Source organism: Rhodovulum marinum (assembly GCF_004343075.1).
GTDB classification, from domain to species: Bacteria; Pseudomonadota; Alphaproteobacteria; order Rhodobacterales; family Rhodobacteraceae; genus Rhodovulum; species Rhodovulum marinum.
This window is the reverse complement of the sequence record NZ_SLXP01000004.1, coordinates 118,945-144,208: the sequence shown is the minus strand read 5'-3', so window position 1 is coordinate 144,208 and position 25,264 is coordinate 118,945. Positions and strand designations below refer to the sequence as shown.

General features: G+C 68.2%; 26 protein-coding genes. 16 read left to right on the top strand and 10 right to left on the bottom strand.

The annotated features are described in order from the left end of the window. Window positions 1-62 precede the first annotated feature (62 nt). The 7 genes from EV662_RS08495 to EV662_RS08465 form a co-directional block, all read right to left on the bottom strand. Window positions 63-1,544, bottom strand: a complete 1,482-nt coding sequence (locus EV662_RS08495; protein WP_132461736.1) for a DegQ family serine endoprotease — start codon at window positions 1,542-1,544, stop codon at window positions 63-65. Between the two features lie 159 nt (window positions 1,545-1,703). Further along, window positions 1,704-1,898 carry a DUF2065 domain-containing protein gene (locus EV662_RS08490; protein WP_132461735.1) on the bottom strand — a complete coding sequence of 65 codons (195 nt, stop codon included), beginning with the start codon at window positions 1,896-1,898 and terminating at the stop codon, window positions 1,704-1,706. Then, a complete protein-coding gene (gene hflC / locus EV662_RS08485; protein ID WP_132461734.1) occupies window positions 1,895-2,800 on the bottom strand; it encodes a protease modulator HflC in 906 nt (301 codons plus the stop codon). Before hflC ends, EV662_RS08490 begins: the two co-directional genes overlap by 4 nt. Before the next feature lie 2 nt (window positions 2,801-2,802). Then, window positions 2,803-3,939: an FtsH protease activity modulator HflK gene (gene hflK, locus EV662_RS08480; protein ID WP_132461733.1), complete on the bottom strand. Its 1,137-nt coding sequence runs from the start codon at window positions 3,937-3,939 to the stop codon at window positions 2,803-2,805. A gap of 87 nt (window positions 3,940-4,026) precedes the next feature. Further along, window positions 4,027-5,388 (bottom strand): glutathione-disulfide reductase, encoded by a 1,362-nt coding sequence (gene gor, locus EV662_RS08475; RefSeq protein ID WP_132461732.1) that lies wholly within the window; start codon window positions 5,386-5,388, stop codon window positions 4,027-4,029. Between the two features lie 9 nt (window positions 5,389-5,397). Then, entirely contained in the window at window positions 5,398-6,180 is a 783-nt protein-coding gene (rpiA, locus tag EV662_RS08470) for a ribose-5-phosphate isomerase RpiA (protein ID WP_132461731.1), read from the bottom strand. A gap of 93 nt (window positions 6,181-6,273) precedes the next feature. Then, complete coding sequence (locus tag EV662_RS08465) at window positions 6,274-7,269, bottom strand: Hint domain-containing protein (protein ID WP_132461730.1); 996 nt, start codon at window positions 7,267-7,269, stop codon at window positions 6,274-6,276. A gap of 185 nt (window positions 7,270-7,454) precedes the next feature. On the opposite strand from EV662_RS08465, the gene EV662_RS08460 reads away from it, so the two are divergent. The 3 genes from EV662_RS08460 to EV662_RS08450 are packed head-to-tail and all read left to right on the top strand — an operon-like array spanning window position 7,455 to window position 10,811. Continuing rightward, on the top strand, window positions 7,455-8,831 hold the full coding sequence (locus tag EV662_RS08460) for an L-serine ammonia-lyase (RefSeq protein ID WP_132461729.1): 1,377 nt from the start codon (window positions 7,455-7,457) through the stop codon (window positions 8,829-8,831). Window positions 8,832-8,880: 49 nt separating this feature from the next. Next, complete coding sequence (locus EV662_RS08455; protein ID WP_165915558.1) at window positions 8,881-9,891, top strand: asparagine synthase-related protein; 1,011 nt, start codon at window positions 8,881-8,883, stop codon at window positions 9,889-9,891. Between the two features lie 5 nt (window positions 9,892-9,896). Beyond that, on the top strand, window positions 9,897-10,811 hold the full coding sequence (locus EV662_RS08450; RefSeq protein ID WP_132461727.1) for a DMT family transporter: 915 nt from the start codon (window positions 9,897-9,899) through the stop codon (window positions 10,809-10,811). Here EV662_RS08450 and EV662_RS08445 read toward each other — a convergent pair. Continuing rightward, a complete protein-coding gene (locus EV662_RS08445) occupies window positions 10,783-11,460 on the bottom strand; it encodes a thiamine diphosphokinase (RefSeq protein WP_132461726.1) in 678 nt (225 codons plus the stop codon). The two genes, EV662_RS08450 and EV662_RS08445, sit on opposite strands and share 29 nt — an antisense overlap. A gap of 140 nt (window positions 11,461-11,600) precedes the next feature. On the opposite strand from EV662_RS08445, the gene EV662_RS08440 reads away from it, so the two are divergent. Continuing rightward, on the top strand, window positions 11,601-13,499 hold the full coding sequence (locus tag EV662_RS08440) for a hypothetical protein (RefSeq protein WP_132461725.1): 1,899 nt from the start codon (window positions 11,601-11,603) through the stop codon (window positions 13,497-13,499). 31 nt (window positions 13,500-13,530) lie between these two features. Here EV662_RS08440 and EV662_RS08435 read toward each other — a convergent pair whose 3' ends face one another. Both EV662_RS08435 and EV662_RS08430 read right to left on the bottom strand, forming a co-directional pair. Beyond that, window positions 13,531-13,785, bottom strand: a complete 255-nt coding sequence (locus EV662_RS08435) for a DUF2842 domain-containing protein (RefSeq protein WP_132461724.1) — start codon at window positions 13,783-13,785, stop codon at window positions 13,531-13,533. Next, window positions 13,785-15,077, bottom strand: a complete 1,293-nt coding sequence (locus EV662_RS08430) for an adenylosuccinate synthase (RefSeq protein WP_132461723.1) — start codon at window positions 15,075-15,077, stop codon at window positions 13,785-13,787. The genes EV662_RS08435 and EV662_RS08430 overlap by 1 nt, the downstream gene beginning before the upstream one ends. A 140-nt stretch (window positions 15,078-15,217) precedes the next feature. Between EV662_RS08430 and EV662_RS08425 the strand changes: the two genes are divergently transcribed. The 12 genes from EV662_RS08425 to EV662_RS08370 all read left to right on the top strand — a co-directional run bounded on the left by EV662_RS08425 (window position 15,218) and on the right by EV662_RS08370 (window position 25,114). Continuing rightward, window positions 15,218-15,616, top strand: coding sequence for a DUF6524 family protein (locus EV662_RS08425; protein WP_132461722.1), 399 nt, complete (start codon window positions 15,218-15,220; stop codon window positions 15,614-15,616). Window positions 15,617-15,730: 114 nt separating this feature from the next. Next, window positions 15,731-16,135, top strand: coding sequence for a DUF6524 family protein (locus EV662_RS08420; RefSeq protein ID WP_132461721.1), 405 nt, complete (start codon window positions 15,731-15,733; stop codon window positions 16,133-16,135). Between the two features lie 69 nt (window positions 16,136-16,204). After that, entirely contained in the window at window positions 16,205-16,588 is a 384-nt protein-coding gene (gene secG / locus EV662_RS08415; protein ID WP_132461720.1) for a preprotein translocase subunit SecG, read from the top strand. A gap of 244 nt (window positions 16,589-16,832) precedes the next feature. Next, window positions 16,833-18,476: a CTP synthase gene (locus EV662_RS08410; RefSeq protein WP_132461719.1), complete on the top strand. Its 1,644-nt coding sequence runs from the start codon at window positions 16,833-16,835 to the stop codon at window positions 18,474-18,476. Beyond that, window positions 18,476-19,066, top strand: coding sequence for a hypothetical protein (locus EV662_RS08405; RefSeq protein ID WP_132461718.1), 591 nt, complete (start codon window positions 18,476-18,478; stop codon window positions 19,064-19,066). Before EV662_RS08410 ends, EV662_RS08405 begins: the two co-directional genes overlap by 1 nt. After that, window positions 19,060-19,794 carry a hypothetical protein gene (locus tag EV662_RS08400; RefSeq protein WP_132461717.1) on the top strand — a complete coding sequence of 245 codons (735 nt, stop codon included), beginning with the start codon at window positions 19,060-19,062 and terminating at the stop codon, window positions 19,792-19,794. The genes EV662_RS08405 and EV662_RS08400 overlap by 7 nt, the downstream gene beginning before the upstream one ends. Window positions 19,795-19,863: 69 nt before the next feature. After that, window positions 19,864-20,310 (top strand): tellurite resistance TerB family protein, encoded by a 447-nt coding sequence (locus EV662_RS08395; protein WP_132461716.1) that lies wholly within the window; start codon window positions 19,864-19,866, stop codon window positions 20,308-20,310. 175 nt (window positions 20,311-20,485) lie between these two features. Further along, window positions 20,486-21,271, top strand: a complete 786-nt coding sequence (locus EV662_RS08390; RefSeq protein WP_132461715.1) for an ABC transporter ATP-binding protein — start codon at window positions 20,486-20,488, stop codon at window positions 21,269-21,271. A gap of 30 nt (window positions 21,272-21,301) precedes the next feature. Continuing rightward, window positions 21,302-22,021: a transporter substrate-binding domain-containing protein gene (locus EV662_RS08385; protein WP_132461714.1), complete on the top strand. Its 720-nt coding sequence runs from the start codon at window positions 21,302-21,304 to the stop codon at window positions 22,019-22,021. A gap of 41 nt (window positions 22,022-22,062) precedes the next feature. Beyond that, a complete protein-coding gene (locus tag EV662_RS08380) occupies window positions 22,063-22,944 on the top strand; it encodes an ABC transporter permease (protein WP_132461713.1) in 882 nt (293 codons plus the stop codon). Then, entirely contained in the window at window positions 22,941-23,786 is an 846-nt protein-coding gene (locus tag EV662_RS08375; RefSeq protein ID WP_132461712.1) for an ABC transporter permease, read from the top strand. Before EV662_RS08380 ends, EV662_RS08375 begins: the two co-directional genes overlap by 4 nt. Beyond that, window positions 23,783-25,114, top strand: coding sequence for a glutamine synthetase family protein (locus EV662_RS08370; RefSeq protein WP_132461711.1), 1,332 nt, complete (start codon window positions 23,783-23,785; stop codon window positions 25,112-25,114). The genes EV662_RS08375 and EV662_RS08370 overlap by 4 nt, the downstream gene beginning before the upstream one ends. Window positions 25,115-25,264: the final 150 nt, after the last annotated feature.

Genomic DNA, 25,264 nt, shown 5'->3' with positions numbered 1-25,264 from the left:
GCGACGGAAAAAAGGGGCGCCCCGGTTGGGCGCCCCGTTTTCGTTCCGGTCCGGTCGGGCGGTCAGTCCTCGGCCACGGACAGCGCCACGAAGCGCGGGTCGCCCTGGCGGCGGACCAGCAGCAGGAGCGACTTGCGCCCGGCCTCGCGGGCCTCGTCGATCCGGTCCTCGAGATCCTTGACCGAGGTCACCTTGCGCTGGCCGGCCTCGGTGATGACGTCGCCGGCGCGCAGGCCCTTTTCATAGGCCTCGCCTATCTCGTCGATATCCTTGACCACCAGGCCCTCGGCGTTCTTGCCGAGTTCCAGCTGGTCGCGCAGTTCGTCGGTGAGCGGCGAGAGGGTCATGCCCAGCATCTCGGTCTCGGCGGGGGCCTGCGGCGCGCCGGGGGTGGCCACGGCGGGCACGGCCTCTTCGGCGGTTTCGCGGCGGCCCAGCGTCACGTCGAGCGTGCGGGTCGCGCCGCCGCGGTAGACGGTGACCGGAACGGTCTTGCCGACCTGGGTGTTGCCGACCTGGCGGACGAGGCCGCGGGTGTCATCCACGTCCACCCCGTCGAAGGACAGGATCACGTCGCCGGTTTCCATCCCCGCGTCGCGCGCGGGACCCTCGGGCACGTCGCTGACCATCGCGCCGCGCGCCTGGTCGAGGCCCAGCGCCTCGGCCATCTCGTCGGTGACGTCCTGGATGCGCACGCCCAGCCAGCCACGCCGCGTCTCGCCGTATTCCTGCAGCTGGGCGACGACATTGGTCACCACGGTCGAGGACATCGCGAAGCCGATCCCGATCGAGCCGCCATTGGGCGACAGGATCGCGGTGTTCACGCCGACCACCTCGCCGTCCATGTTGAACAGCGGCCCGCCCGAGTTGCCGCGGTTGATCGCGGCGTCGGTCTGGATGTAGTCGTCATAGGTGCCAGAGAGCGCCCGGCCGCGGGCCGAGACGATGCCCGCCGAGACCGAGAAGCCCTGGCCCAGCGGGTTGCCCATGGCCATCACCCAGTCGCCCACGCGCATCGCGTCGGAATCGCCGAAGGGGACGAAGGGCAGCGGGTCGTCGCTTTCGACCTTGAGAAGGGCGATGTCGGTATTGGGATCGGTGCCGACCACGGTGGCATCCAGCACCTGGCCCGAGAAGAACTCGATCTCGATCTCGTCGGCCTTCTCGATCACGTGGTTGTTGGTGACGATGAAGCCGTCGGGCGAGATCACGAAGCCCGAGCCCAGCGCCTGGCTGCGGCGCGGCGGGCGCTGGCCGTTCTGGCCGTCGGGGTTCATGAAATCGCGGAAGAAATCCTCGAAGGGCGAGCCTTCGGGGACCATCGGGTTCACGCCCGAGTGGCCCGCGATCGTCGTCGAGGTCGTGATGTTCACCACCGCCGGGCTGACCTTGTCGGCAAGGTCGGCGAAACTTTCGGGGGCGGCGCGTGCCAGCGCAAGGCTGGCCTGCGCCAGCAGCAGCACGGCCGCGAGGGCCAGCGCCCAGGCCGGGCGCAGGCGCGCCGGGTCGGGCCGGGCGGAAAGAGAAATGGCCTGCGATGTCACGAGTGGGTCCTCCTGAAGTCATCCATGGCGGGTCCGCGCGCCCCTTGGCAGGCGGGCCCTGCTGCCCTGAGATATGAATCTAGGGGCGGGCTTGTGCAACTCAACGCCCGTCGCGCCCTGTCAACTGGGCGTGAAGGCACGGCGATCAAGGTCAGTGTTTCACCCCGCAAGGCTTTGGGCAAGCCAAACGAGGGCGGTGCCCAGCGCCACCGCGGCCAGCCCGATCAGCCGGCGCGTTTCGGGCGGGATGCGGCGGATCAGGTCCACCACCTCGTCCAGACGCGAAGGGGCCAGTGCGAACACCAGCCCCTCCACCACCAGAACCAGCCCTATGGCCAGAACGACGAAGCTCATTGCGCGGGCGCGGCCCCCGTCTCGGGGCGGGACCGGTCCGCCTGCTTGAGATAGTCGAAGAACTCGCTGTCGGGCGTCATCACCATCGACGAGTTCCCGCCCATCAGACCGGTCTCGTAGGCCCGGAGCGAGCGGTAGAAGGCGAAGAACTCGGGGTCGGCACCGAATGCCTGGGCGTAAATGGCGTTGCGCTCGGCATCGGCCTCGCCTCGGGTGATCTGCGCCTCGCGTTCGGCGTCGGACACCAGTTCCACCACGGTCCGGTCGGCCAGCGCGCGCACCCGCTGCGCGGCCTCGTTACCGCGGGCGATCTCGTCGGCGGCCTCGCGTTCGCGCTCGGCCCGCATCCGGGCAAAGGTCGCCTCGAGGTTCTGCGCGGGCAGGTTGGTCTGCTTGAGCCGCACGTCGACCACGTCCAGGCCAAGACTGCGCGCCAGCACGCGCGACTGGTCGCGGATGCGGGTCATCAGCACGCGGCGGTCTTCGGACAGGATGGTATCGGACGTCACCTGGTCGGCCCCCAGCACCTCGCGAATCTGGGCGTTCAGGATCGAGGACAGCCGGTCCTCGGCCGCGCGCAGCCCGCCGACGCCGACGGCCTGGCGGAACTGAACCACGTCGGCGATGCGGAAGCGCGCAAAGGCGTCGACCACCAAGCGGCGGTCATCCGACGGCGTGACCTCGATCACGTCGGTGTCCAGCGACAGGATCCGGTCGTCGTATTTGACGACTTCCTGGATCAGCGGGATCTTGAAGGCGAGCCCGGGCTCTTCCTTCACGGCCTTGATCTGGCCGAATTGCAGCACCAGCGCCTTTTCACGCTCGTCCACGACGAAGACCGAGGACAGCACGAGAAGCAGCGCCACGAAGAGGATCGGCAGAAGAAACAGGGATTTGCGCATGATCAGTTCCCCCCGCCTGCGGTGCCGCGGCGCAGCTCGTTCAGCGGCAGGTAGGGCACGACGCCCTGGCCGCCTTCGCTGCCGATGATCGCGTTGTCGAGAATGGTCTTGTCCACCTCGCTCATCACCTTTTCCATGGTTTCCAGGTAAAGCCGCTTGCGCGTCACCTCTGGGGCCTTGGTGTATTCGGTCAGAACCGCGCTGAAGCGGCTGGCCTCACCCAGGGCCTCGTTGACGACGCTGGCGCGATAGCCTTCGGCCTCTTCGATGATCTGGGCGGCGTTACCGCGCGCCTCGGCGACCACGCGGTTGGCATAGGCGTCGGCCTGGCGCTGCAGCCGGTCGCGTTCCTGTTCGGCGGCCTGCACTTCGCGGAAGCTGTCGATCACCTCGGCGGGCGGGTCGGCCTTGTCGAGGTTGACGCGCACGATGGTGATGCCGCTTTCGTATTCGTCCAGCGTCGCCTGGATGCTTTCGCGGGCGGTGTCGGCGATCAGGCCCCGGTCGCGGTTCAGGATCGGCGCCAGGGTCGAGGCGGCGATGATCTCGCGCATCACGGATTCGGACACGGCCTGCACGGTCAGCTGCGGATCGCGGATGTTGAACAGCACCTTGGCGGGGTCGTTGATGTTCCAGACCACCTGGAAGTCGATATCGACGATATTCGCGTCGGTGGTCAGCATCAGGCCTTCTTCGACATTGCCGCGGCGCACGCCGATATTCTCGGTCCGTTCGCTGGTGACGTTGATGACCTCGGCGGTCACGAACGGCCAGGGGGCGAAGTTCAGGCCCGGATTGCCGGTCGCGCTGTACTTGCCCAGGAAAAGTTCCACCGACTGTTCTTCGGGTTTCACGGTGTAGAAGGACGACAGCGCCCAGACCACACCGGCCGCCAGAACGCCCAGCGCGATCCCGCCCTTCGTCAGCTTGGGCCCGCCGCCGCCGGGGCCGCCCTTGCCGCCCATCAGCACGCGCAGCTGTTCCTGCCCGCGGCGCATCAGCTCGTCGATTTCGGGGATCTGGGGCGGCTCGCCGCCCGGGCCGCGGCCACCGCCGCCGCCTCCGCCAGAGCCGCGGTTCCCGCCGCCGCCCTGGCCCGAGCCTCCGCCCCCCCAGGGACCGCCACTATTTCCAGCCATCCAGGTGTTACCTCTTCTGTTGCTCTTCTCGCTCGGCATGCAATCTCGTGTGTCCTAACTGGTTGCCCGGGGACCGAATTCAACCCGTCATCCGACGGTCCGCACCGGTGCCTTGAGCGTGACCAGTTCCTCGGCCATGGTGGGATGCACCGCGACCGTTCGGTCGAAATCCTCTTTCGTGGCGCCCATCTTGATCGCGATGCCGGCCAGCTGGATCATCTCGCCGGCGTGATCGGCCACGATATGGCAGCCCAGAACCTTGCGCGTCTCGGCGCAGACGACCAGCTTCATCAGCACCCGGTCGGACCGCCCGGCAAAGCCCGACTGCATCGGCCGGAAGGCGGTGGCGTAGATCTCGGCGGGGCCGCGGGCAGCGGCCTCTTCCTCGGTCAGGCCGACGGTGCCGAATTCGGGCCGGGTGAACACCGCGCCGGGCACCAGCGCGTGATCGGCGCGCGTGGGGTTGCCCTTGAACACGGTTTCCACGAAGGCCGCGCCCTCGCGGATCGCCACGGGGGTCAGGTTGATGCGGTCGGTCACGTCGCCCACCGCATAGATCGAGGGCACCGAGGTCTGGGAATAGCCGTCCACCTCGACCGCGCCGCTGTCCCGCAGACGCACGCCCGCATGTTCCAGCCCCAGCCCGTCGGTATTGGGCACCCGGCCGGTGGCATACAGCACCTGGTCATAGACCGCGTCATGGCCGTCGGTCGATTTCACCCACAGCCCGTCCTCCACCCGGTCGATGCGCTGGACGTTGCAGCCCAGCCGCAGGTCGATGCCCTGGTCCTGCATCGCGCCCGCGATATGGCCGCGCGCCTCTTCGTCGAAGCCGCGCAGGATTTGCGCGCCGCGGTAATACTGCGTGACCTCGACCCCCAGCCCGTTGAGGATGCAGGCGAATTCGCAGGCGATGTAACCGCCGCCGACGATCAGGATCCTTTTCGGCAGCGCGTCGAACCTGAACACCTCGTTCGAGGTGATGACATGTTCGGAGCCCGGGAAATCGGGCACGAAGGGGCGCCCGCCCACCGCCACCAGGATGTGGCGCGCGGTCTTTTCGGTGCCATCGGCCAGCCGCACGGTATGGGCATCGGCCACGGTGGCGCGGGTGTCGAAGATCTCGACCCCGGCCTTTTCGAGGTTGGTGCGGTAGATGCCTTCCAGCCGGGTCAGTTCGGCGTCCAGCTTGCCCCGGAAGGCCGTCCAGTCGAACCCGCCCGCATTCACGTCCCAGCCATAGGCGCGCGCGTCCTGCATCGCGTGGGCGAAGCCCGAGGCGAAGACCATCAGCTTTTTCGGGACGCAACCGCGGATCACGCAGGTGCCGCCCATGCGGTATTCCTCGGCCAGGCCCACGCGGGCGCCGGCCTCGCTGGCCGCGAGCCGGGCGGCGCGCACCCCGCCCGAGCCGCCGCCGATGACGAAAAGATCGTAGTCGAAGGCCATCGCGCGCACTCAGATATCGGAGAACAGGTTGTCGTTGTCGGCGAAGGCGACGCGGTCCTCGTCGAACGTGCCCGCGGTGATGTCGCGGATTTCCACCCGCCCGTCGCCATGGCCGATCACGACCACGTCGCAGATGTCGATGAACAGCCCGTTCTCGACCAGGCCGGGGATCTGGTTGAGCACCAGCGACAGCTGGCGCGGGTTGCCGATGCGTTTCAGGTGCAGGTCCAGGATATGGTTGCCCTCGTCGGTGACGAAGGGCGCCTCGCCGTTCATCCGAAGCGCGGTTTCGCGGCCCAGCACGTCCATCCCTTCCAGCGCCTCTTCGACCAGGGTGCGGGTGGCCTTCCAGCCGAAGGGGATCACCTCGACCGGCAGCGGGAAGGCGCCCAGGTGCGCGACCTCCTTGGCGGGGTCGGCGATCACGATCATCCGGTCAGAGGCGGTGGCGACGATCTTTTCCTGCAGATGCGCACCGCCGCCGCCCTTGATCAGGTTCAGGTCGGCGTCGAACTCGTCTGCGCCGTCGATGGTCAGGTCCAGCCAGCGCGCCTCGTCCAGCGAGATCACCTCGATCCCCACCTCGCGGGCCAGGTCGGCGGTGCGCGTCGAGGTCGGCACGCCCTTGATCCGAAGGCCTTCGTCGCGCACCCGCTCGCCCAGGCAGCGCACCATCCAGGCCGCGGTCGACCCGGTGCCCAGCCCCACCTTCATGCCGCTTTCGACGAACGCGGTCGCGCGCTTGGCGGCGGCGAACTTGGCCTTGTCGATGGGGGACAACTCTCCGGTCATGGGCAGGTCTCCGTTCTTGGGTCCGTGCCCTTATAGGCAAGATGGATCGGGGCCGCGAGGGGCAATTCGCCGGGGCCAGCCCCCGCCACGCCCCTAGAAAGTCGTCGCCCCGGCGGTCATCCGGCGCCACTGGCCGGGGCGGACAAGGGGCCGGGCGGGCGGCCAGACCGCGCCCCGGGCGAGATCGGGGAACAGCGCGAGGATCGCCGCGCGCTGCAAGCCGCCCAGCGCGGCCAGCGCCATCGGCCCGGGATACATGCTTTCGACCGCTGCGCCCTCGGCGAAAATGACGTGATGGGCGCCCAGCAAGAGGTGGTGATAGGCGATGCGCGGCACGGTCATCCGCGCGATCCCCGGCCGCCCGATCAGCGCCTTGACCGGCAGCAGGATGTCGTCGGCATCGGCCACCAGCAGCACCCGGTGCTGCGGCGAGAGGATCAGCGGCGCAGTATTGCCCAGCGCGCCGGGGGCGATGCGCACCGGGGCAACGGCCCCGCGGCCGGGCACGACCTGCCGCCCGACCCAGGCCGGCGGCTGCGCGCCCGCGTCCCGCGTTTCGACCAGGTCGCCGGGGCGCAAGGCCTGGACCGGGCGGGGGCCGTCCGGGGTGGCGATGCGCGTGCCCTCGGCAAAACAGATCACGAGGTCGGAATAGGACGCCTCGGGCGAGCTGTCGCCCGAGATGATCTCGTAGGGGACGTCACGCTGAAGGCCGGCGGTGGCGGTGATGCCCTCGACGCTGCCATTGTCGAATTGCAGCACGTAGATCGTGATTTCCTCGGCCGGGTCGGTCGAACCGACGGGCCGGATCACGTAGCTGTACTCGTTCTCGACGTCGATGCCCGAAGGCCAGCTGGTGCCGTTGAAATCCGCCGGCGCGGCAAGGCCCTGGTCGGTATCCTCGAACGGGGTCGCGCCGCCATCGGTGTCGTCGATCAGCAGTTCCGTCCATTCCGCCCCCGAGGGCAGGGTAATGGTCGACCTGGCCGAAATCGCGTCGGAGCTGGTCGAGGTGTTCGAGGCGAACGGCTCCGGTCCCGAGACGATCAGATCGCCCAGCGCCACCGCCTTGAGCGTGTAGGTCGCCATCGCCTGCCCCTGTCCTGCCGCCGGCGGGCGCGGGCGCGCCTCGGCGCCCGGCGGCCGGTGCCGGCACTTTCCCGCGAGAAGGTGAACAAAGGCTTTCACCGCGCGCCCGCGCGGCGCGAATGGTCGTTTTCGGGATGGAAAACCGCCGCCCAGGTGCCACCTTTGGAACAGGGAGGAGGCCACCCATGTACCTGTCCGTTTTCGACATCTTCAAGATCGGCATCGGCCCGTCATCCTCGCACACGATGGGTCCGATGGTGGCCGCAGCGCGGTTCCTGGGGCTGCTTGCCGCCTCGCCGTTCCACGCCCGGGGCCTGCGTGCCACGCTGCACGGGTCGCTGGCCTTTACCGGCGTGGGACATGCCACCGACCGGGCGGTGATCCTGGGGCTGGATGGCGTGACGGCGGAAACCTACGATGCCGAGGCGGCCGAGAGCGCGCTGGCCCGCATCCGGCGCGAACGGCAGGTGCGCCCGCCGGGGCTGGGGGCGCTGGACTTCGATCCTGACAGCGACCTGGTGTTCGACTATGAAACGCCCCTGCCCGGCCATGCCAACGGCATGGTGCTGTCGGCCACCGACGCGCAGGGCGACGTGATCCTGACCGAGACCTATTATTCGATCGGCGGGGGTTTCGTCCGCACCGCGGCCGAGATGGCGGCGGGCGGCACCGAGGAAGAGGCCGGCGCCCCCGTGCCCTACCCGTTCCACAACGCCGCCGAGATGCTGGACATGGCGGCGCGCTCGGGCAAGAGCATCGCCCAGATGAAACGCGCGAACGAGGCCACGCTGCGCAGCCCCCGCGCGCTGGACGACGGTCTCGCGGCGATCTGGGCGGCGATGGCGGCCTGCATCGACCGCGGGCTGGCGACCGGCGGCACCCTGCCCGGCGGGCTGAACATCCGCCGCCGGGCGCATGACATCCACGAACGCCTGAAGGCCGAGCGCGGGCTGAACCTGACGCCGCCGCACACGATCAACGACTGGATGAGCGTCTATGCCATGGCCGTGAACGAGGAGAACGCCGCCGGCGGGCAGGTGGTGACGGCGCCCACCAACGGGGCGGCGGGCGTGGTGCCCGCCACGATCCGCTACTGGCTGGACCACGTGCCCGGCGCGCAGCCGTCCCAGGTGGGGGATTTCCTGCTGACCGCGGCGGCGATCGGCGGGATCATCAAGCGCAACGCCTCGATCTCGGGGGCGGAATGCGGCTGCCAGGCCGAGGTGGGGTCGGCCGCGGCGATGGCGGCGGGCGGGCTGGCCGCGGTGCTGGGCGGCAGCCCGGCCCATGTGGAAAACGCCGCCGAGATCGCGCTGGAGCATCACCTGGGCATGACCTGCGACCCGGTGAAGGGGCTGGTGCAGGTGCCCTGCATCGAGCGCAACGGGCTGGGCGCGATCAAGGCGGTCTCGGCCGCCTCGCTGGCGTTGCGGGGCACGGGGGAACATTTCATGCCGCTGGACAACTGCATCGAGGCGATGCGCCAGACCGGCCGCGACATGAGCGAGAAATACAAGGAGACCGCGCTGGGCGGCCTCGCGGTGAACGTGCCGAATTGCTAGGCTGCCGCGGATGCCGATGCAAAGGCGGCCGGGGACAGGGGCGCGGCCCATGGGACAGGAACTGGACATCGACTGCGACCTGGCCATCGACCGCCTGGTCGAGGCGCTGCGCGCGCGGGTGGCACAGACCGGCGGCGAGGGCCTGCTGCTGGGGCTGAGCGGGGGTCTCGATTCCTCGGTGCTGGCCGCCCTTGCGGTGCGGGCGCTGGGGCCGTCGCGGGTCCATGTCGCCTATCTCTACGACCGCGACAGCGACCCCTTGATCGGGGCGCATGCGCGCGACGTGGCCGAAGGACTGGGCCTGCGGCTGGAGCGCCGCGACATCACCGCGGCGATGCGGGCGCAGGGAATCTACAAACCGCTGTTCATACGCCTTCTGTCGCTTTGGGCGCCGCTCAACCCGCTGATCCAGCGCAGCTATGCCCTGCTCACCGGGGAAAGCGCCTTCAAGGCGACGCTGCGGGTGGGCGCGGGGGAAACCTTGCGGCCCTGGCCGCGCCGGGCGCTGTTCGCGGCGACGATCGCCCATGTCGACCGCGGGTTTACCGCCCGCCACGTCTTTCGCCGAACCCTTCTGGAACAGCGCGCGGCCGAAGAGCGGCTGACCCTTGTGGGCGCCGCCAACCGGTCGGAACTCGAGGTGGGGTGGTTCGTCAAGGGCGGGATCGACGACCTGCCGTTCCAGCCGATGACCGGCCTGTTCAAGACGCAGGTGCGGCAACTGGCCTTCGCGCTCGGCCTGCCGGACCGGGTCTGCCGGCAGACCCCGTCCCCGGACATGGCCAAGGGCATCACCGACGAGATCGGGATCGGCCACCTGTATGACGTCGTGGACCTCATCATAGACGCGGATGACCGCGGATTGCCCGACGAGACCCTGGAACGCGCCGGCATCCCCGCGGCCGAAATCGCGGATGTGCGCGCGCTGCGGCGGCTTTCGGGCTGGAAGCGCGCGGGCATGCAGGAACCGCCCCCGGTGAGCGGCCGGTTCGACGGCCCGCTGCGCCGGGGCGGCGGGACGGGACCGCGGGCGGCGGCCGGCCTTGCGACCCCGGCGTGACGGCCATGCCGCAGGGACAGGACCGCATCGTTCCCGGCATCCTGCTGATGATCGGTTTCACCGTCACGGCCCCGGTGATGGACAGTTTCGCCAAGCTGGCCGCCCCCGAGATCCCGGTGGGCCAGATCGTCGCCGCGCGCTTCGGGATACAGGTTCTGCTGCTGTTCCCGGTGGCCTGGGCGCTGGGCAGCCTGGCGCGGCCGACCCTGCCCGAGGCGGGGCTGCACCTGGGGCGCGCCGCGCTGATCATCGCCGCGACCTCGGCCTTTTTCGCGGCGCTGGGCGCGATGCCGCTGGCCGATGCGATCGCGATCTTCTTCGTCGAACCGTTCATCCTGACGCTGCTGGGGGCGCTGCTTTTGGGCGAGTCGGTGGGCTGGCGGCGCATCCTGGCCTGCGTGGTCGGGTTCGGCGGCGCGCTTCTGGTGATCCGGCCCAGCTTTGCCGCCTTCGGGCCGGTCGCGCTTTTGCCGCTGATGACGGCGTTCTTCTTCGCCAATTACGTGATCCTGACGCGCAAGGTCGCGCGCAGCATGGCGCCGCTCGCGCTTCAGGCCTGGACGGCGCTGGCGGCCTGTTTGCTGGTGTTCCCGGCGCTGGCGCTGTTCCGGGGGTCGGGCGTCGGGCCGCTGGACCCGGTGATGCCGCAGGGCATCTTCTGGGTCTGGCTGGCCGGGGTGGGCATCGCCGCCACCGTGTCGCACCTGTTCATCAGCGCCTCGCTCAGGCTAGCGCCGACCGCGGTGATCGCGCCGCTGGGATACCTGGAAATCGTTTCGGCGACGGCGCTGGGCTATCTGATCTTCGGCGACCTGCCCGACGCGCAGGCGCTGGCGGGCATCGCGATCATCATGGGCGCGGGGCTTTACGTCTTTCTGCGCGAACGCCACCTCAGCCGTCCGCCGCCGCCCCCGCCATGAGTGCCGCCGCGGTGGCCTCCAGTTCGGCCTCGGGCAGGATCGCCACCATCGCGCCGGTCTCGATCCGCAGGCGCACAGGGCCGGTCACCTGGTTCGAGGTGCCCACCCGCCCCTCGGTTGCGAAATCGATGCCGCCGATCGGCCAGCGCAACCCCGTGCTGTGGCCGCGCACCGGGCCGAACGGGAACAGCGACAGCCGCGACCCGAGAGGCGGGGCCAGGGTCAGCACCGGCGGGCAGAGGAAACAGATATCGGCCGCGCCCAGCAGGATGCAGCGCCGGTCGGGGTGGCGCGCCAGCACGTTCATCGCGGCCAGCGCGTGGTCGATCCGTTCGCCCAGGAACCCCAGCCCCAGGATCAGCGGCGCCTTGACCGCGCGCAGGCATTTCTCGAAATCGGTGCTGTCCTGCTCGGCCACGTGGTGCAACCGGTCGGCGGGCAGCGCCGCGCGCGACGCCGGCGAGATCGAGTCGAAATCGCCCACCACCAGCCGCGGCGTCAGCCCCGCGGCCAGCGCATGATCGGCCCCGCCATCGGCCGCCACCACCTCGCCGGCCAGCGCGCGCACACGCGCAAGATGATTCGGGTTAACGAAACCTCCCCCGACGAGCGCGATTGTGGCGGGACTCTGGAACAAATGCGGCGACATCGTGGCAGCAATGCGGCAAGAACCGGGCCAACTCAACAGAAACGCTGAAAAATCCCCTAAAAAACCGCTTTCTGTTCATCTTTGAGAACCACACTATGGTAAATATCAGGACATTGGTGCGGGGAGAAAGCGAGCGGCATATGCACGGTGCGAGCAAGATTCTCACAGTGTCCTACGGCACCTTCTCGTGCACGTTGGAGGGATTCGAGGATTCTTTCGGCACGATGAAGGCGATCGCGGAATATTTCCGTGACCTGGCGGCGGATGACCGGTTCTTCGGGGCCGAACCGCCAACCCCCGATGCGGAGATGCTGCAACGCATCGCCGAGCGAGAGATCCGCAAGCGGGTCGAGGCGCGCATCGGCGAGGATGGCATCGTGTTGCGCCCCGCGGCGATCACGTCGGAGGACGCCCCCCCGATGTTCGCGGAGCGGACCGCGCGCCCCGAGGCGCCGATGGCGCGCGCCGATGCCGGCGACCGCGGTGCGGACGAGCCCGAATCCGTCGCCGCCAAGCTGGCCCGGATCCGCGCGGTGGTCGAAACCGCGCGCGCCGCCGCCCCGGCCCCCGGACCGGAGGGCCACCCCGACCCAAAGTCGCCTGATCCGGTCGCAGAAGCACCGGAAATGCCCCACGCCCGTCCGGCCGCAGAACCGCGCGCCGCGACCGGCACCCCGGCGGATGGGCCGGGCGATGCGATGGCCGCCGCGGCCCCGGCGGCCGAGGCAGCGATGGAACCTGCCACGGCGGAGCCAAGCGCCGAGGATGCGCCCGAAGATGCCACCGCGCGCGTGCTTGCCGCGCTGGGCCGGCCCGCGCCGAGGACGCCGCAGCCGGCCGCAGCACCTGCACCGGCGCCCGCACGGGCGCGCGCCCGCGTCCTGAAGCTCAAGCGCGAGGACCTGGCCGTGCATTGGCCCGGCGCCGAGGCCGGCCCCGCACAGCCCGAGGCCGCGCGCCCCGCCGCGGAACCGGCCGAGAACGACGCCAGCCTGCCCGATGCGCTGGAAGCGGAATTGCAGGCCGAGCTTGCCGCGGCGCGCGCGGCATTCGACAGCCCGGCCGCGGCCGAAACCGTGGGGGACGGCGCGGCCGAGACCGTCACCGCCCCCGACATGCCCGCCCCGAAGACCCATGCCGCCGAAACCGCCGAAGCGGCGGAGGCCCCCGTGCGCGGCGACGTCGAACAAACCGAAACCGCCGAGGATACCCCCCTGGACACCACCGCCCAGCCCGCAGAACAGACCGACGCGGACACCCCCGCCCCCGAGGCCGCGCGGAACGGCGGCGATGCGGCGCCCGTCACCGCCCCCATGCCCGCCCCCGACCCCGAGCAGGTGGAAACCGCGCTGCAGCGGCTGTGGGACGAAACCAATACCAAGCTGGACGGCGCCGAGCAGAAACGGCGCCGCGCCTCGATCGCGCATCTCAAGGCCGCCGTCGCCGCGACCTTCGCCGACCGCAAGAGCGGATCGGGCACCGCGGGCACTGCCGAGGACGAACGCGCGCGCCGCCCCTACCGCCAGGTCCTGGCCAAGGTGGTGCGCGGCAACCGCGACAAGGCATCCGCCCCCCGCCCGGGCGAGAGCGGCCGGCTGGCCCCGCTGATGCTGGTGTCGGAACAGCGCGTCGATGCCGACCGCCCCGAGCCCGCCGCGCCGGGCGATGCGATCCGCCCCCGGCGCGTCAACACCGAGGCCGAGCCGGGCGAAGACGCCGCGCAGGCGACCACCTCCGCCGCCGAGCCCGGGTTCGCCGCGTTCGTCGCCGCGCGTGAGCCGGCCGGGATCGCCGGTGTGCTGGAAACTGCCGCCACCTACGTGCAGACCGTCGAGGGGCAAAAGGATTTCTCGCGCCCGCAGGTGCTGCGCCTGGCGATGGAGCATCTGGGCCCCGATACCTCGCGCGAGGAGGTGCTGCGCGCCTTTGGCGGGCTGCTGCGGGCCGGTACCTTCAAGAAGGTCAAGCACGGCAATTTCGTGATGACCACGATCGACGCGGGCGGCACCGCGCCCGAGGCCGAGCGCCGCCACGCCTGACGCCCGCGCATCGCGCCCCCGTCCCGAGGCGTCAGCGCCCTGGCGCGTCGTCCTTTGCGGGGGGCTGCGGCGTGGCGTCCGGGTCGGGCTGCCCGATTCCCCGGAACACGAAGCGGAACGGCAACGCCCAGACGATGCCCAGCGCGACATAGACCAGAAGTTCCACCCAGAAAGGCGGCCGGTCGAACAGGTTCACCACGCTGATCGCGACCACGATATAGGCCGGCAGGCCGATCAGAAGGATGACGAGCGACCAGCGGCGGCGGGCTTTCCAGGACAGCTGCATCAGTCTGCGAAGGGGTCCGTTACAAGGATGGTGTCGTCGCGTTCGGGCGAGGTGGACAGTAGCGCGACCGGGCACTGGATCAACTCTTCGACCCGGCGGACATACTTGATCGCGTTCGCGGGCAGGTCGGCCCAGCTGCGGGCGCCTTCGGTCGATTCCGTCCAGCCCGGCAGTTCCTCGTAGACCGGCACACAGCGCGCCTGCTGGTCGGCGGCGGTGGGCAGATAGTCCAGCCGCACGCCGTCGAGGTCATAGCCGGTGCAGATTTTCAGCGTCTCGAACCCGTCGAGCACGTCGAGCTTGGTCAGGGCGATGCCCGACACGCCCGAGGTGACGCAGGTCTGGCGCACCAGCACCGCGTCGAACCAGCCGCAGCGCCGCTTGCGGCCCGTGGTGGTGCCGAATTCATGGCCCCGCTCGCCCAGCCGCTGGCCGTCGGCGTCGTCGAGTTCCGTCGGGAACGGACCCTCGCCCACCCGCGTCGTGTAGGCCTTGACGATGCCCAGGACGAAATCGATGGCGCCCGGGCCGATGCCGGTGCCGGTCGCGGCCTGGCCCGCGATGGTGTTGGACGAGGTGACGAAGGGATAGGTGCCGAAGTCGATATCCAGAAGCGCACCCTGCGCGCCCTCGAACAGGATGCGCTTGCCCGCGCGGCGGGCCTCGTTCATCACCTTCCAGACGGGGGCGGCATATTGCAGCAGGTCGGGCGCGATGGCGCGCAGATCGGCGATGAGCGCGTCGCGGTCGATCTCGGCCAGGCCGAGCCCCGCGCGCAGCGCATTGTGATGGACCAGCGCCCGGTCGACACGCAGTTCCAGCGTGGCGTCGTCGGCGAGATCCGCCACCCGGATCACCCGGCGGCCGACCTTGTCCTCGTAGCAGGGGCCGATGCCGCGGCCCGTGGTGCCGATCTTGGCCACCGTGTTCTGGCCCTCGCGGGCGCGGTCCAGTTCCCCGTGGAACGGCAGGATCAGCGGCGTGTTCTCGGCGATCATCAGGGTATCGGGCGTGATCTCGACCCCCTGCCCGCGCACCGTCTCGATTTCCTTCAGCAGGTGCCAGGGGTCCAGCACCACGCCATTGCCGATCACCGACAGCTTGCCGCCGCGCACCACGCCCGAGGGCAGCGCGTGCAGCTTGTAGGTGACGCCTTCGATCACCAGGGTGTGGCCCGCATTGTGGCCGCCCTGGAAGCGCGCGACGACGTCGGCACGCTCCGACAGCCAGTCGACGATCTTGCCTTTCCCCTCGTCGCCCCATTGGGCGCCGACGACGACGACATTGGCCATGGCAGGCTCTCCGAGATGGTGATTGCAAACCCGCGCCGGTATATCGGACTGCGACGACGCGGCAAGGCAATTTTCGCCGCAAGCCCGGCCGGGCGAGGCTAAAGTACGGGCCGAGTCGCCCCGGAACAAGGACATCCCCGATGCTCGGATTGCTGCTGCGCTGCCTGATCGCCTTCGTCTTGCTGGCCGCGACCTACAACCCCACGCCGTGGAATTTCGTCGGCTGGGCCGGGCGCGCCTGGTCGCAGGACATGCCGATGGTGGTGCTGGCAGGGCTGTTGCTGTTGACCGGCTATGTCATCTACCTGCGCGCCACACTGCGTTCGATCGGGGCGTTCGGGATGGCGCTGGTGGCGGCGCTGGTCGGCGCGCTGGTCTGGGTGCTGGTCGACCGCGGCTGGCTGCGGCTGGACGACCCGGGGCTGAACACCTGGATCGGGATCGCCGCGCTGTCGCTGATCCTGGGGGTGGGCCTGTCCTGGAGCCTGGTGCGCCGCCGCCTGTCGGGCCAGGCCGATGTCGACGACATCGACGAGTAGGCCGCGCCCCCGCCTGCGACGATGAGGCAGCCCATTTTTCGCCGCAGTCGGTCTATCCAGAGTTAGACTCTGCCGCGAGTCGGCACCTTAAAATATAACCACGGAGGACGAAACATGTCCGGATTCCTGCTGCGCTGGGTGTTTGCCGCCATTCTGCTGGCAGCCGCCTACAACCCGACCCAGTACAACTACATCACCTGGGCCCAGGCCAATTACGAAACCGACCAGAAGGCGCTGGTGATCGGGCTGGGCGCGATGCTGGCCATCGCGTTCCTGATCTATGTCTTCGGCACGCTGCGCTCGATCGGCCTGATGGGGCTGGTGCTGATCGTCGTGATCTTCGGCCTTCTCGGCTATATCCTGGTCGACAAGGGCATCATCCAGCCCGGCATGACCGCGATGAACATCTGGGGCGGAATCGCCATCCTGTCGTTCATCCTGGCCGCCGCCATGGGCTGGCGCCGTCCCGCGCGCAGCAGCGCGGGCAAGACCAAGAAAACGGCAACCGCCGCCGCCTGACGGCGGGGGTTGCGGGGGCGGCCCGTTGGGCTTAGGTAGACCGCCAGACCAAGCCCGGGGCCGTCCTCTATGGAAAACGTCATCCTCATCATCCACCTTGTCCTGGCACTTTGCCTGATCGGTATCGTGCTGTTGCAACGCAACGAAGGCGGTGGGCTGGGCATGGGCGGCGGCGGTGCGATCACCGGCCGGGCCGCCTCGACGCCGCTGGGCAAGCTGACCTGGTTCTTCGCGGCCTGCTTCATCGGCACCTCGATCACGCTGACGATCCTGGCCGCGCAGAACGCCGCGGGCACCTCGGTCGTCGACCGCATCGGCAACGCGCCCGTTCCGGCCGAGGACAGCGCCCCGGCCGAGACCGCGCCCGGGCTGCCCTCGGGGCAGGACCTGCTGCCGCCGGCGCCCGTCGCACCGGGCGGCGATGCGCCGCTGATGCCGCCGCGCGCCGACTGAACCACCAAAACGCCTTGTCCTGCCGGACGGCCGCAGCGCGGGCCGCGCCGCCGTAAGGCATTCGCACATGGGCAAAATGCACCAATACAAGTAGTTGATGCACAACCGAAATCCTTAACAGCATCTAGCGGTCCTGTTGCGGGATCAGGCCGAATCCTCTATAGCTTGAATCCCGTGATACCGCGGCGCCGGCGCGCCGAATCGGGCAGTCAACAAAACCAAGATCACGGGGGTCGCCAGCCATATGGCACGGTTCGTATTCATCACAGGCGGGGTCGTCTCGTCCCTGGGCAAGGGGCTGGCCTCGGCCGCGCTGGGCGCGCTGTTGCAGGCGCGCGGATTCTCGGTCCGGCTGCGCAAGCTCGACCCCTATCTGAACGTCGATCCGGGCACGATGAGCCCGTTCGAACATGGCGAGGTGTTCGTCACCGATGACGGGGCCGAAACCGACCTGGACCTGGGCCACTACGAACGCTTTACCGGCGTCGCGGCGCGGTCGACCGATTCCGTCAGCTCGGGGCGCATCTATTCCACCGTGCTGGAGAAGGAACGCCGGGGCGATTACCTGGGCAAGACGATCCAGGTGATCCCGCACGTCACCAATGAAATCAAGGATTTCATCGCCATCGGCGAGGACGAGGTCGATTTCATGCTGTGCGAGATCGGCGGCACGGTCGGCGATATCGAGGGGCTGCCCTTCTTCGAGGCGATCCGCCAGTTCAGCCAGGACAAGCCGCGCGGCCAGTGCATCTTCATGCACCTGACGCTGTTGCCCTATATCCGCGCAAGCGGAGAGTTGAAGACCAAGCCCACCCAGCACTCGGTCAAGGAATTGCGGTCCATCGGGATCGCGCCCGACGTGCTGGTCTGCCGCTCCGAAGGCCCGATCCCCGAGAAGGAACGCGAAAAGCTGGCGCTGTTCTGCAACGTGCGTCCCGACAGCGTGATCGCCGCGCAGGACCTGAAATCGATCTACGAGGCGCCGCTGGCCTATCACCGCGAGGGGCTGGACCAGGCGGTGCTGGACGCCTTCCAGATCAGCCCGGCGCCGAAACCCGACCTGTCGAAATGGGAGGACGTGGCCGACCGCATCTTCAACGCCGAGGGCGAGGTGCGGGTGGCCATCGTGGGCAAGTATACCCAGCTGGAAGACGCCTACAAATCCATCGCCGAGGCGCTGACCCATGGGGGAATGGCGAACCGCGTGCGGGTCAAGGCCGAGTGGATCGACGCCGAGATCTTCGAACGCGAGGATCCGGGCCCCTGGCTGGAAGGATTCCACGCGATCCTGGTGCCCGGCGGCTTTGGCGAGCGCGGCACCGAGGGCAAGATCAAGGCCGCCCAGTTCGCCCGCACCCGCGACGTGCCCTACCTGGGTATCTGCCTGGGCATGCAGATGGCGGTGATCGAGGCGGCGCGCAATGTCGCCGCGTTGTCCGATGCGGGGTCCGAGGAATTCGACCACGAGGCCGGGAAAAAACGTTTTACGCCCGTGGTCTATCACCTCAAGGAATGGGTGCAGGGCAACGCCACCGTCCAGCGCAAGGTCGAGGACGACAAGGGCGGGACGATGCGGCTGGGCAGCTATACCGCGCACCTGGCGCCCGGCTCGCGGGTGGCGGAAATCTATGGCCAGACGGTGATCGAGGAACGCCACCGCCACCGCTATGAGGTCGACATCAAGTATCGCGACAAGCTGGAGGCCTGCGGGCTGGTGTTTTCCGGCATGTCGCCCGATGGCCGCCTGCCCGAGATCGTCGAGTGGAAGGATCACCGCTGGTTCATCGGCGTGCAGTTCCACCCCGAGCTGAAATCGAAACCTTTCGCGCCGCACCCGCTGTTCGCCGATTTCATCCGGGCGGCGGTGGAAACCTCGCGGCTGGTGTGATGGACATAACACCGGAGAATTTGGGACTTGGACTTGGATTGCTCGGCTTGCTGGCGACGTTTGTGGGCACATACTTTACATATATTTCCTTCATAAACCCATCCGCCCGATTAACACGACTAATCCGCAACCACGGTAGCTGGTCACGGATCGAAGGAGCTGGCCACAACATTCAAGTCTTTCGACATGAGCGCTTCACCCAGTACTCAATCGAGATTGACGACAACGAAGTACTCGCTGAAGATTTCTATGAGGATTGGATGGAAAAGCTTTATCGCCCCAATCCTCGCTCACAGTCAACTTACGTTAGAGTCCTTTGGAGTGGATCTGTCTTGAGATCGGAACTATTCGTCTATATTGATGAGTTTCGAAACTTTGTGCCAGTTCCAAGGGTCAAGACAGTCGGCGACAAGCACTTATTTTTCGTTGACAGTTTCCAGATGAATCTCGCGCAGATCGTGGGACGCAGTTACGTCGATAGTGTTGAAATTTATTTGAAATCCAGCGAGCGGGTGAGGTTTTGCCGACGCAATGATTTTTGGGGAAAAGTTGGTCGCTTGTTGGGAGTAGTCAAATATTCAGCATGGTGAAAATAGCCGTTTTTCTTGCATTTTTATGCATTGGCCAACCTATTAAATCCGATACTATTCTGAAAATACCGGAAGAAACACTCTTAGAAGTTGTACCCTATGACGATATCGCCGCGACGACGCGCGGCCGCGTCGATTTCGAGACCCTGTCACCCCGGCCCGAACCGGGGCACGACCTGCATTTCGGCTATGCCTTCGCGGGCGGGCGGATCGGCGAACGTTTTGCCGGGCAGGCGCTGGTGGAGCGCGCGGAAGGCGGCGACCGGTTCGATGCCATCGCCGCCGGCGCGCCGGACGCACCGCTGGCGCTGGAACCCGGCGCGCCGGGGCACGGGCTGTCGGTGTCGTTTCACCGGGCCTTCGGGTCGAACGCGCTGTATCCGCTGGGCCCGGTGGGCTGGCCCGCGCCCGAGGGCCGGGGCGAAGGCGCCGCGGCGATCCTGTTCGACGCCGACAGTTGCGCCGTGGCGCTGCGCATCCATACCGAATACACCGACGCCCTGGGCACGCGGGCCGATCACCGGGGCGCCGTCACGCTGGCGTTTTTCGCGCGCTCGGGCCAGTTGATCGGGCGGGTCGCGCTGTCGCTGCCCGCGGGGATCAGCGACCTGGGAGTCGTGCGCGACGGGCGGGCCGCCGATATCGCCGGGGTTCTGATCACCAATACCGACCCGGGCGGCGTGTCGCTGGACGATATTCGGTTCGGTTGTCCGGTTCCCGTCGGATAGCGCCCGTCACCCAGGCGTGATGCGCAAGACCGCTTTCCCAGCGCGCCGCAAGATCCTATATCTGCGGACATGTTCGCCGATTTCCTGTCCCGCCTGATTCAGCCCGACCCGCAACGCCTGCCCGATACCGACGCGCGGCTGGCGCTGTCCGCCCTTCTGGTGCGGATCGCGCGGTCGGACGGGGAATACGCCCATGAAGAGGTCGACCGGATCGAGCGTATCCTGGCCACCCGCTATGGGCTGGACGCGCCCGGCGCGCGGGCGCTGCGCCGGCAGGCCGAGGCGCTGGAGGACGAGGCGCCCGATACCGTCCGCTTTACCCGCGCGATCAAGGACGCCGTGCCCTACGAGGACCGCGAGGCGGTGATCGAGGCGCTGTGGGAGGTGGTGCTGGCCGACGGCATCCGCGACGAGGAAGAGGACAGCCTGCTGCGGCTGGTGGCGAACCTTCTGGGGGTGAACGACCGCGACAGCGCGCTGGCCCGCCACCGCGCCGAAGCCAAGCGCAAAGGCTGAGCCCGGGGCCGCGGGCCGCAAGATTTTCCCCGAACCTGTTCAAGGAAAACCTCTGGGCGAGCGATCCCGCCGTTTCTGCCCAAATCCTGGGCATTCGCCCGGGTTCGCGCCAGTTCCCCGTTGCAATCGCATCGGTTTTGCGCCCTACTCCGGGGCCGTTAAGCAATCTTGCCGGATGCCCGTGACAGACCCCAACCCACCCGTTCTGGAAATCCGCGACCTCCACAAGAGCTATGGCGCGCTGGAGGTGCTGAAAGGCGTCAGTATCGCCGCGAAAAAGGGCGATGTGGTCTCGCTGATCGGGTCGTCGGGGTCGGGCAAGTCGACGCTTCTGCGCTGTGCCAACCTTTTGGAGGACAGCCAGCAGGGCGAGATCCTGTTCGAGGGCGAACCCGTCACCTGGCGCGGCAAGGGGCCGGGCCGCCACCCTGCCGACCGCAAGCAGGTGATCCGTATCCGCACCAACCTGTCGATGGTGTTCCAGCAGTTCAACCTGTGGGCGCACATGACGATCCTGCAGAACGTGATGGAGGCCCCGGTCACCGTGCTGGGCGAGGATCGGCACGAGGTCGAGACCCGCGCCCGCGCCCTTCTGGACAAGGTGGGCATCGGCGACAAGTGCGATGTCTTCCCCGCCCAGCTTTCGGGCGGCCAGCAGCAGCGCGCCGCCATCGCGCGCGCGCTGGCGATGCAGCCCCGCGCGCTGTTGTTCGACGAACCCACCTCGGCGCTGGACCCGGAACTGGAACAGGAGGTCGTGCGCGTGATCAAGGCGCTGGCCGAGGAAGGCAGGACCATGATGCTGGTCACCCACGACATGCGGCTGGCCGCAGACGTGTCGGACCACGTGGTGTTCCTGCACCAGGGCCTGATCGAGGAACAGGGCCCGCCCGACCAGGTGTTCGGCGCCCCGAAATCCGAACGCCTGCAACAATTTCTGAGTGCAACCGTGGCGGCCTGACCCGCCGATCCAACAAACGGGAGAGTAAGAATGAAGAAGCTGATCCTTGGCACCGCGGCGCTGGCGCTGTCGGCCGGCATGGGCCTTGCGCAGGATGTCGTGCGCCTGGGCACCGAGGGCGCCTATCCTCCGTACAACTTCATCAACGACAACGGCGAGGTCGACGGGTTCGAGCGCGAACTGGGCGACGAGCTGTGCGCGCGCGCCGAACTGACCTGCGAATGGGTGACGAACGACTGGGATTCGATCATCCCGAACCTGGTGTCGGGCAACTATGACGCCATCATCGCGGGCATGAGCATCACCCCCGAACGCGACGAGGTGGTGGATTTCACCCAGAACTACACCCCGCCCTCGCCGTCGGCCTATGCCGCGATGTCGGAGGATGCCGATATCGAGGGCGGCGTGATCGCGGCCCAGACCGGCACGATCCAGGCCAACCACGTGGTCGATACCGGCGCCACGCTGCTGGAATTCCCCAACCCCGACGACACGGTCGCGGCGGTGCGCAACGGCGAGGCCGACGCGGTGATGGCCGACAAGGACTTCCTCGCCCCGGTGGTCGAGGAAGGGGACCTGGTCTTCGTCGGCGAGGATATCCCGCTGGGCGGCGGCATCGGCATGGCGTTCCGCGAATCCGACCCCGAGCTGCGGGGCAAGTTCGACGCCGCGATCCAGACCATGAAGGACGACGGCACGCTGAACGAACTGATCGTCAAGTGGCTCGGCGAAGACTCGCCGCGCTTCTGATGACCTGACGGGGGCGGTGTCCGCGCCGCCCCCTTTTGCCCATGTTCGCGTCCTGCGCCGATCCCTCCACGCTCGAAGGCCTGAACTGGCTTGCCTGCTACCTGACCAGCGGCAAGCACATGGCGTTCTATGCCTCGTTCGGGACGGTGATGGTTCTGCTGGCCGTCACCGCGCCTGCGGCGCTGTTGTTCGGCTTCGGCGGCGCGATGGCGGCGCGCTCGCGCATCTGGCCGGTGCAATGGCTGGGCCGGGCCTATACCGCCATGGTGCGCGGCGTGCCCGACATCATCTTTTTCCTGTTCGTGCCGGTCGCGCTGGACCAGGCGTTCGAATGGCTGCGGCACAAGGCGAAATGCCCCGACTGGACGGAACCGATCCGGCAGGGCAGCGATTTCGTGGTCTGCACCCAGGCCAAGCTGCCGCTGTCGACCAGCCCGCAATGGGTGCATGAAACCTATGGCTTCGCGCTGGCGGTCCTGGCCTTTGCGGTGGTGTTCGGGGCCTTTGCCGCGAACGTGCTGTATGGCGCGATGCGGGCGGTGCCGCGGGCGCAGATGGAAACCGCCGAGGCCTATGGCATGACGCCGCGCCAATCCTTCTGGCGCATCCTCGTGCCGCAGATGTGGGTCTATGCCCTGCCCGGCCTGTCGAACCTGTGGATGATCCTGATCAAGGCGACGCCCCTGCTGTTCCTGCTGGGGGTCGAGGATATCGTCTACTGGGCGCGGGAACTGGGCGGGTCGAAGACCTCGATCTACGCCTATCCGCATCCCGACTGGCGGCTTTACTACTTCCTTGCGCTGCTGGTGTTCTATCTCGGCCTGACCAAGCTTTCGGAAATGGTGCTGGGCCGGCTGACGGTGCGGCTGAGCCACGGGCAGGCGACGCTGGCGGGCGAAGCGCAGCGAAAGGCGGGCGGATGAGCTGTATTCAGACCATCCAGGATTACGCGCTGCGCTCGGTCGGGATCGGCGAGCGGCTGTTGCCGCGCAGCGATTTCACGCTGTGCGAACAGGCGACGCTGATCGGCTCGGGGCTGATCTGGAACGTCTATTTCGGCGCGCTGGCACTTCTGGCCGGGTTCTTCCTGGCGACCGCGGTGGCGCTGGCCCGGCTCAGCCCGCTTTGGGCGGTGCGCAAACCGGCGGAATGGTTCATCTTCCTGTTCCGCGGCTCGCCGCTGTTCATCCAGTTCTTCCTGGCCTACGAAGCGTTCGTCCTGCTGCCGAAATCGGGGATCGAGATCGACCTGTTCTTCGTCCAGATCTCCGCCGAGACGCGCTGGCTGACGCGGGCCTGGGCGGGGGGGCTGATCGTGCTGTTCCTGAACACCGCCGCCTATTCGGCCGAGATCTTCTATGGCGCGCTGCGCTCGGTGCCCAAGGGCGACCTGGAGGCGGCGGATGCCTATGGCCTGTCGGGCTGGGCCAAGTTCCGCCGCGTGGTCTGGCCGACGATGCTGCGGCTGGCCTGGCCGGCCTATACGAACGAGGCGATCTTCCTGTTCCACGCCACCGCGCTGGTCTATTTCTCGGGCTTCCCGGCCTGGCAGCAAAAGGGTGATGCGCTGTATTACGCCAAGTATTTCGCCGACAAGACCTTCAACCCGTTCATCGCCTACCCGATCGCCGCGGCCTATTTCATCCTGCTGACGCTGGCGATCATCGCGGTCTTCGGGCTGATCAACCGCCGGCTCAACCGCCACCTGCCCCGGGACAGCCGCCCCCGGCTGCGCCTGCGGCTGCTGATGCAGCTGGTCCGATGACCGCCTGGCTGCACGATCACCCCGAGGTCCGCACGATCCGGGTCGCGGCCTGCGACCTGAACGGTCAGGCCCGCGGCAAGCGCCTGCCCACCCGCTTTGCCGGCAAGGTCGCCGAGGAAGGCACGCGCTTTCCGCTTTCGGTGCTGAACCTCGACATCTGGGGCGAGGATATCGAGGACAGCCCGCTGGTGTTCGAAACCGGCGATGCCGACGGGGTGCTGCGGCCCACCGGGCGCGGTTTCGTGCCGATGCCCTGGCTGGAGGCGCCGACCGCGCTGTTGCCGCTGTGGATGTTCACCGAGGAAGGCGCGCCCTTCGACGGCTGCCCGCGCCAGGCACTGGCCCGCGTGCTGGACGCCTATGCCGCGCGCGGCTGGCGCCCGCAGGTCGCGACCGAGCTGGAATTCTACCTCGTCGACGATTCGGGCGAGGGCATCCGCGCGCCGCGCTCGCCGCGCTCGGGCAAGCGGCGCGAGGCGGCGGAAATCCTGTCCCTGCGCACGCTGGACGCGTTCGACGCGTTCTTTACCGATCTGTACGACGCCTGCGAGGCGATGGACATTCCCGCCGATGCCGCGATCAGCGAAAGCGGGATGGGCCAGTTCGAGGTGAACCTGATGCACGGCCAGGCGATGACGGCGGCTGACGACGCATGGCTGTTCAAGATGCTGGTTAGGGGGCTGGCGCGGCGCCACGGTCTGGCCGGAAGCTTCATGGCCAAGCCCTATCCCGACCACGCCGGAAACGGGCTGCACATGCATTTCTCGGTGCTGGATGCCAAGGGCGCGAACATCTTCGACGACGCCCGCCCCGACGGGCCCGACCACCTGCAGCGGGCGGTCGCGGGCTGCCTGGCCGCGCTCCCCGACATGACGCTGATCCTCGCGCCGCATGCGGGCAGCTATGACCGGCTGGTGCCCGGCGCGCATGCGCCCACCGGCATCTGCTGGGCGCAGGAGAACCGCACCGCCGCGATCCGCATCCCCGGCGGCAGCCCGCGCGCCCGCCGGATCGAGCACCGGGTGGCGGGCGGCGACATCAACCCCTACCTGCTGATCGCCGCGGTGCTGGGCGCGGCGCTGCAGGGCATCGAGGACGGCTTGAGCCCGCCGCCGCCGATCACCGGCAACGCCTATGACCAGGACCTGCCGCAGATTCCCACCTGCTGGCAGGGCGCGATCAAGGCCTTCGAGGCCAGCCCGCGAATCGCGCGTATCTTCCCTGCCGGGTTGATCCGGAATTACACGATGACCAAGCGCCAAGAGGCCCGCCGCATCGCTGACCTCGACGAGGACGCGCGCCTCGCGCTTTATCTCGATACGGTCTAGCACTGCCGCAAGACCGTTGTCGCGCGCCCTGACCCTCGGGTTTCGCCTTGGCTTCGCCAAGACGATCCGCTGGGGGCTCCGCCCCCAGACCCCCCGGGATATTTCCAGCCAGAAGAAGACCTCGCCCCTTCTTTTGGCTGGAAATATCCC

What these genes read in the sequence shown, in the direction of transcription:
- EV662_RS08490 (WP_132461735.1), bottom strand. Translation starts at nt 1,898, where the DNA reads ATGAGCTTCGTCGTTCTGGCCATAGGGCTGGTTCTGGTGGTGGAGGGG.
- hflC (WP_132461734.1), bottom strand. Translation starts at nt 2,800, where the DNA reads ATGCGCAAATCCCTGTTTCTTCTGCCGATCCTCTTCGTGGCGCTGCTT.
- hflK (WP_132461733.1), bottom strand. Translation starts at nt 3,939, where the DNA reads ATGGCTGGAAATAGTGGCGGTCCCTGGGGGGGCGGAGGCTCGGGCCAG.
- gor (WP_132461732.1), bottom strand. Translation starts at nt 5,388, where the DNA reads ATGGCCTTCGACTACGATCTTTTCGTCATCGGCGGCGGCTCGGGCGGG.
- rpiA (WP_132461731.1), bottom strand. Translation starts at nt 6,180, where the DNA reads ATGACCGGAGAGTTGTCCCCCATCGACAAGGCCAAGTTCGCCGCCGCC.
- EV662_RS08465 (WP_132461730.1), bottom strand. Translation starts at nt 7,269, where the DNA reads ATGGCGACCTACACGCTCAAGGCGGTGGCGCTGGGCGATCTGATCGTC.
- EV662_RS08460 (WP_132461729.1), top strand. Translation starts at nt 7,455, where the DNA reads ATGTACCTGTCCGTTTTCGACATCTTCAAGATCGGCATCGGCCCGTCA.
- EV662_RS08455 (WP_165915558.1), top strand. Translation starts at nt 8,881, where the DNA reads ATGGGACAGGAACTGGACATCGACTGCGACCTGGCCATCGACCGCCTG.
- EV662_RS08450 (WP_132461727.1), top strand. Translation starts at nt 9,897, where the DNA reads ATGCCGCAGGGACAGGACCGCATCGTTCCCGGCATCCTGCTGATGATC.
- EV662_RS08445 (WP_132461726.1), bottom strand. Translation starts at nt 11,460, where the DNA reads ATGTCGCCGCATTTGTTCCAGAGTCCCGCCACAATCGCGCTCGTCGGG.
- EV662_RS08440 (WP_132461725.1), top strand. Translation starts at nt 11,601, where the DNA reads ATGCACGGTGCGAGCAAGATTCTCACAGTGTCCTACGGCACCTTCTCG.
- EV662_RS08435 (WP_132461724.1), bottom strand. Translation starts at nt 13,785, where the DNA reads ATGCAGCTGTCCTGGAAAGCCCGCCGCCGCTGGTCGCTCGTCATCCTT.
- EV662_RS08430 (WP_132461723.1), bottom strand. Translation starts at nt 15,077, where the DNA reads ATGGCCAATGTCGTCGTCGTCGGCGCCCAATGGGGCGACGAGGGGAAA.
- EV662_RS08425 (WP_132461722.1), top strand. Translation starts at nt 15,218, where the DNA reads ATGCTCGGATTGCTGCTGCGCTGCCTGATCGCCTTCGTCTTGCTGGCC.
- EV662_RS08420 (WP_132461721.1), top strand. Translation starts at nt 15,731, where the DNA reads ATGTCCGGATTCCTGCTGCGCTGGGTGTTTGCCGCCATTCTGCTGGCA.
- secG (WP_132461720.1), top strand. Translation starts at nt 16,205, where the DNA reads ATGGAAAACGTCATCCTCATCATCCACCTTGTCCTGGCACTTTGCCTG.
- EV662_RS08410 (WP_132461719.1), top strand. Translation starts at nt 16,833, where the DNA reads ATGGCACGGTTCGTATTCATCACAGGCGGGGTCGTCTCGTCCCTGGGC.
- EV662_RS08405 (WP_132461718.1), top strand. Translation starts at nt 18,476, where the DNA reads ATGGACATAACACCGGAGAATTTGGGACTTGGACTTGGATTGCTCGGC.
- EV662_RS08400 (WP_132461717.1), top strand. Translation starts at nt 19,060, where the DNA reads ATGGTGAAAATAGCCGTTTTTCTTGCATTTTTATGCATTGGCCAACCT.
- EV662_RS08395 (WP_132461716.1), top strand. Translation starts at nt 19,864, where the DNA reads ATGTTCGCCGATTTCCTGTCCCGCCTGATTCAGCCCGACCCGCAACGC.
- EV662_RS08390 (WP_132461715.1), top strand. Translation starts at nt 20,486, where the DNA reads ATGCCCGTGACAGACCCCAACCCACCCGTTCTGGAAATCCGCGACCTC.
- EV662_RS08385 (WP_132461714.1), top strand. Translation starts at nt 21,302, where the DNA reads ATGAAGAAGCTGATCCTTGGCACCGCGGCGCTGGCGCTGTCGGCCGGC.
- EV662_RS08380 (WP_132461713.1), top strand. Translation starts at nt 22,063, where the DNA reads ATGTTCGCGTCCTGCGCCGATCCCTCCACGCTCGAAGGCCTGAACTGG.
- EV662_RS08375 (WP_132461712.1), top strand. Translation starts at nt 22,941, where the DNA reads ATGAGCTGTATTCAGACCATCCAGGATTACGCGCTGCGCTCGGTCGGG.
- EV662_RS08370 (WP_132461711.1), top strand. Translation starts at nt 23,783, where the DNA reads ATGACCGCCTGGCTGCACGATCACCCCGAGGTCCGCACGATCCGGGTC.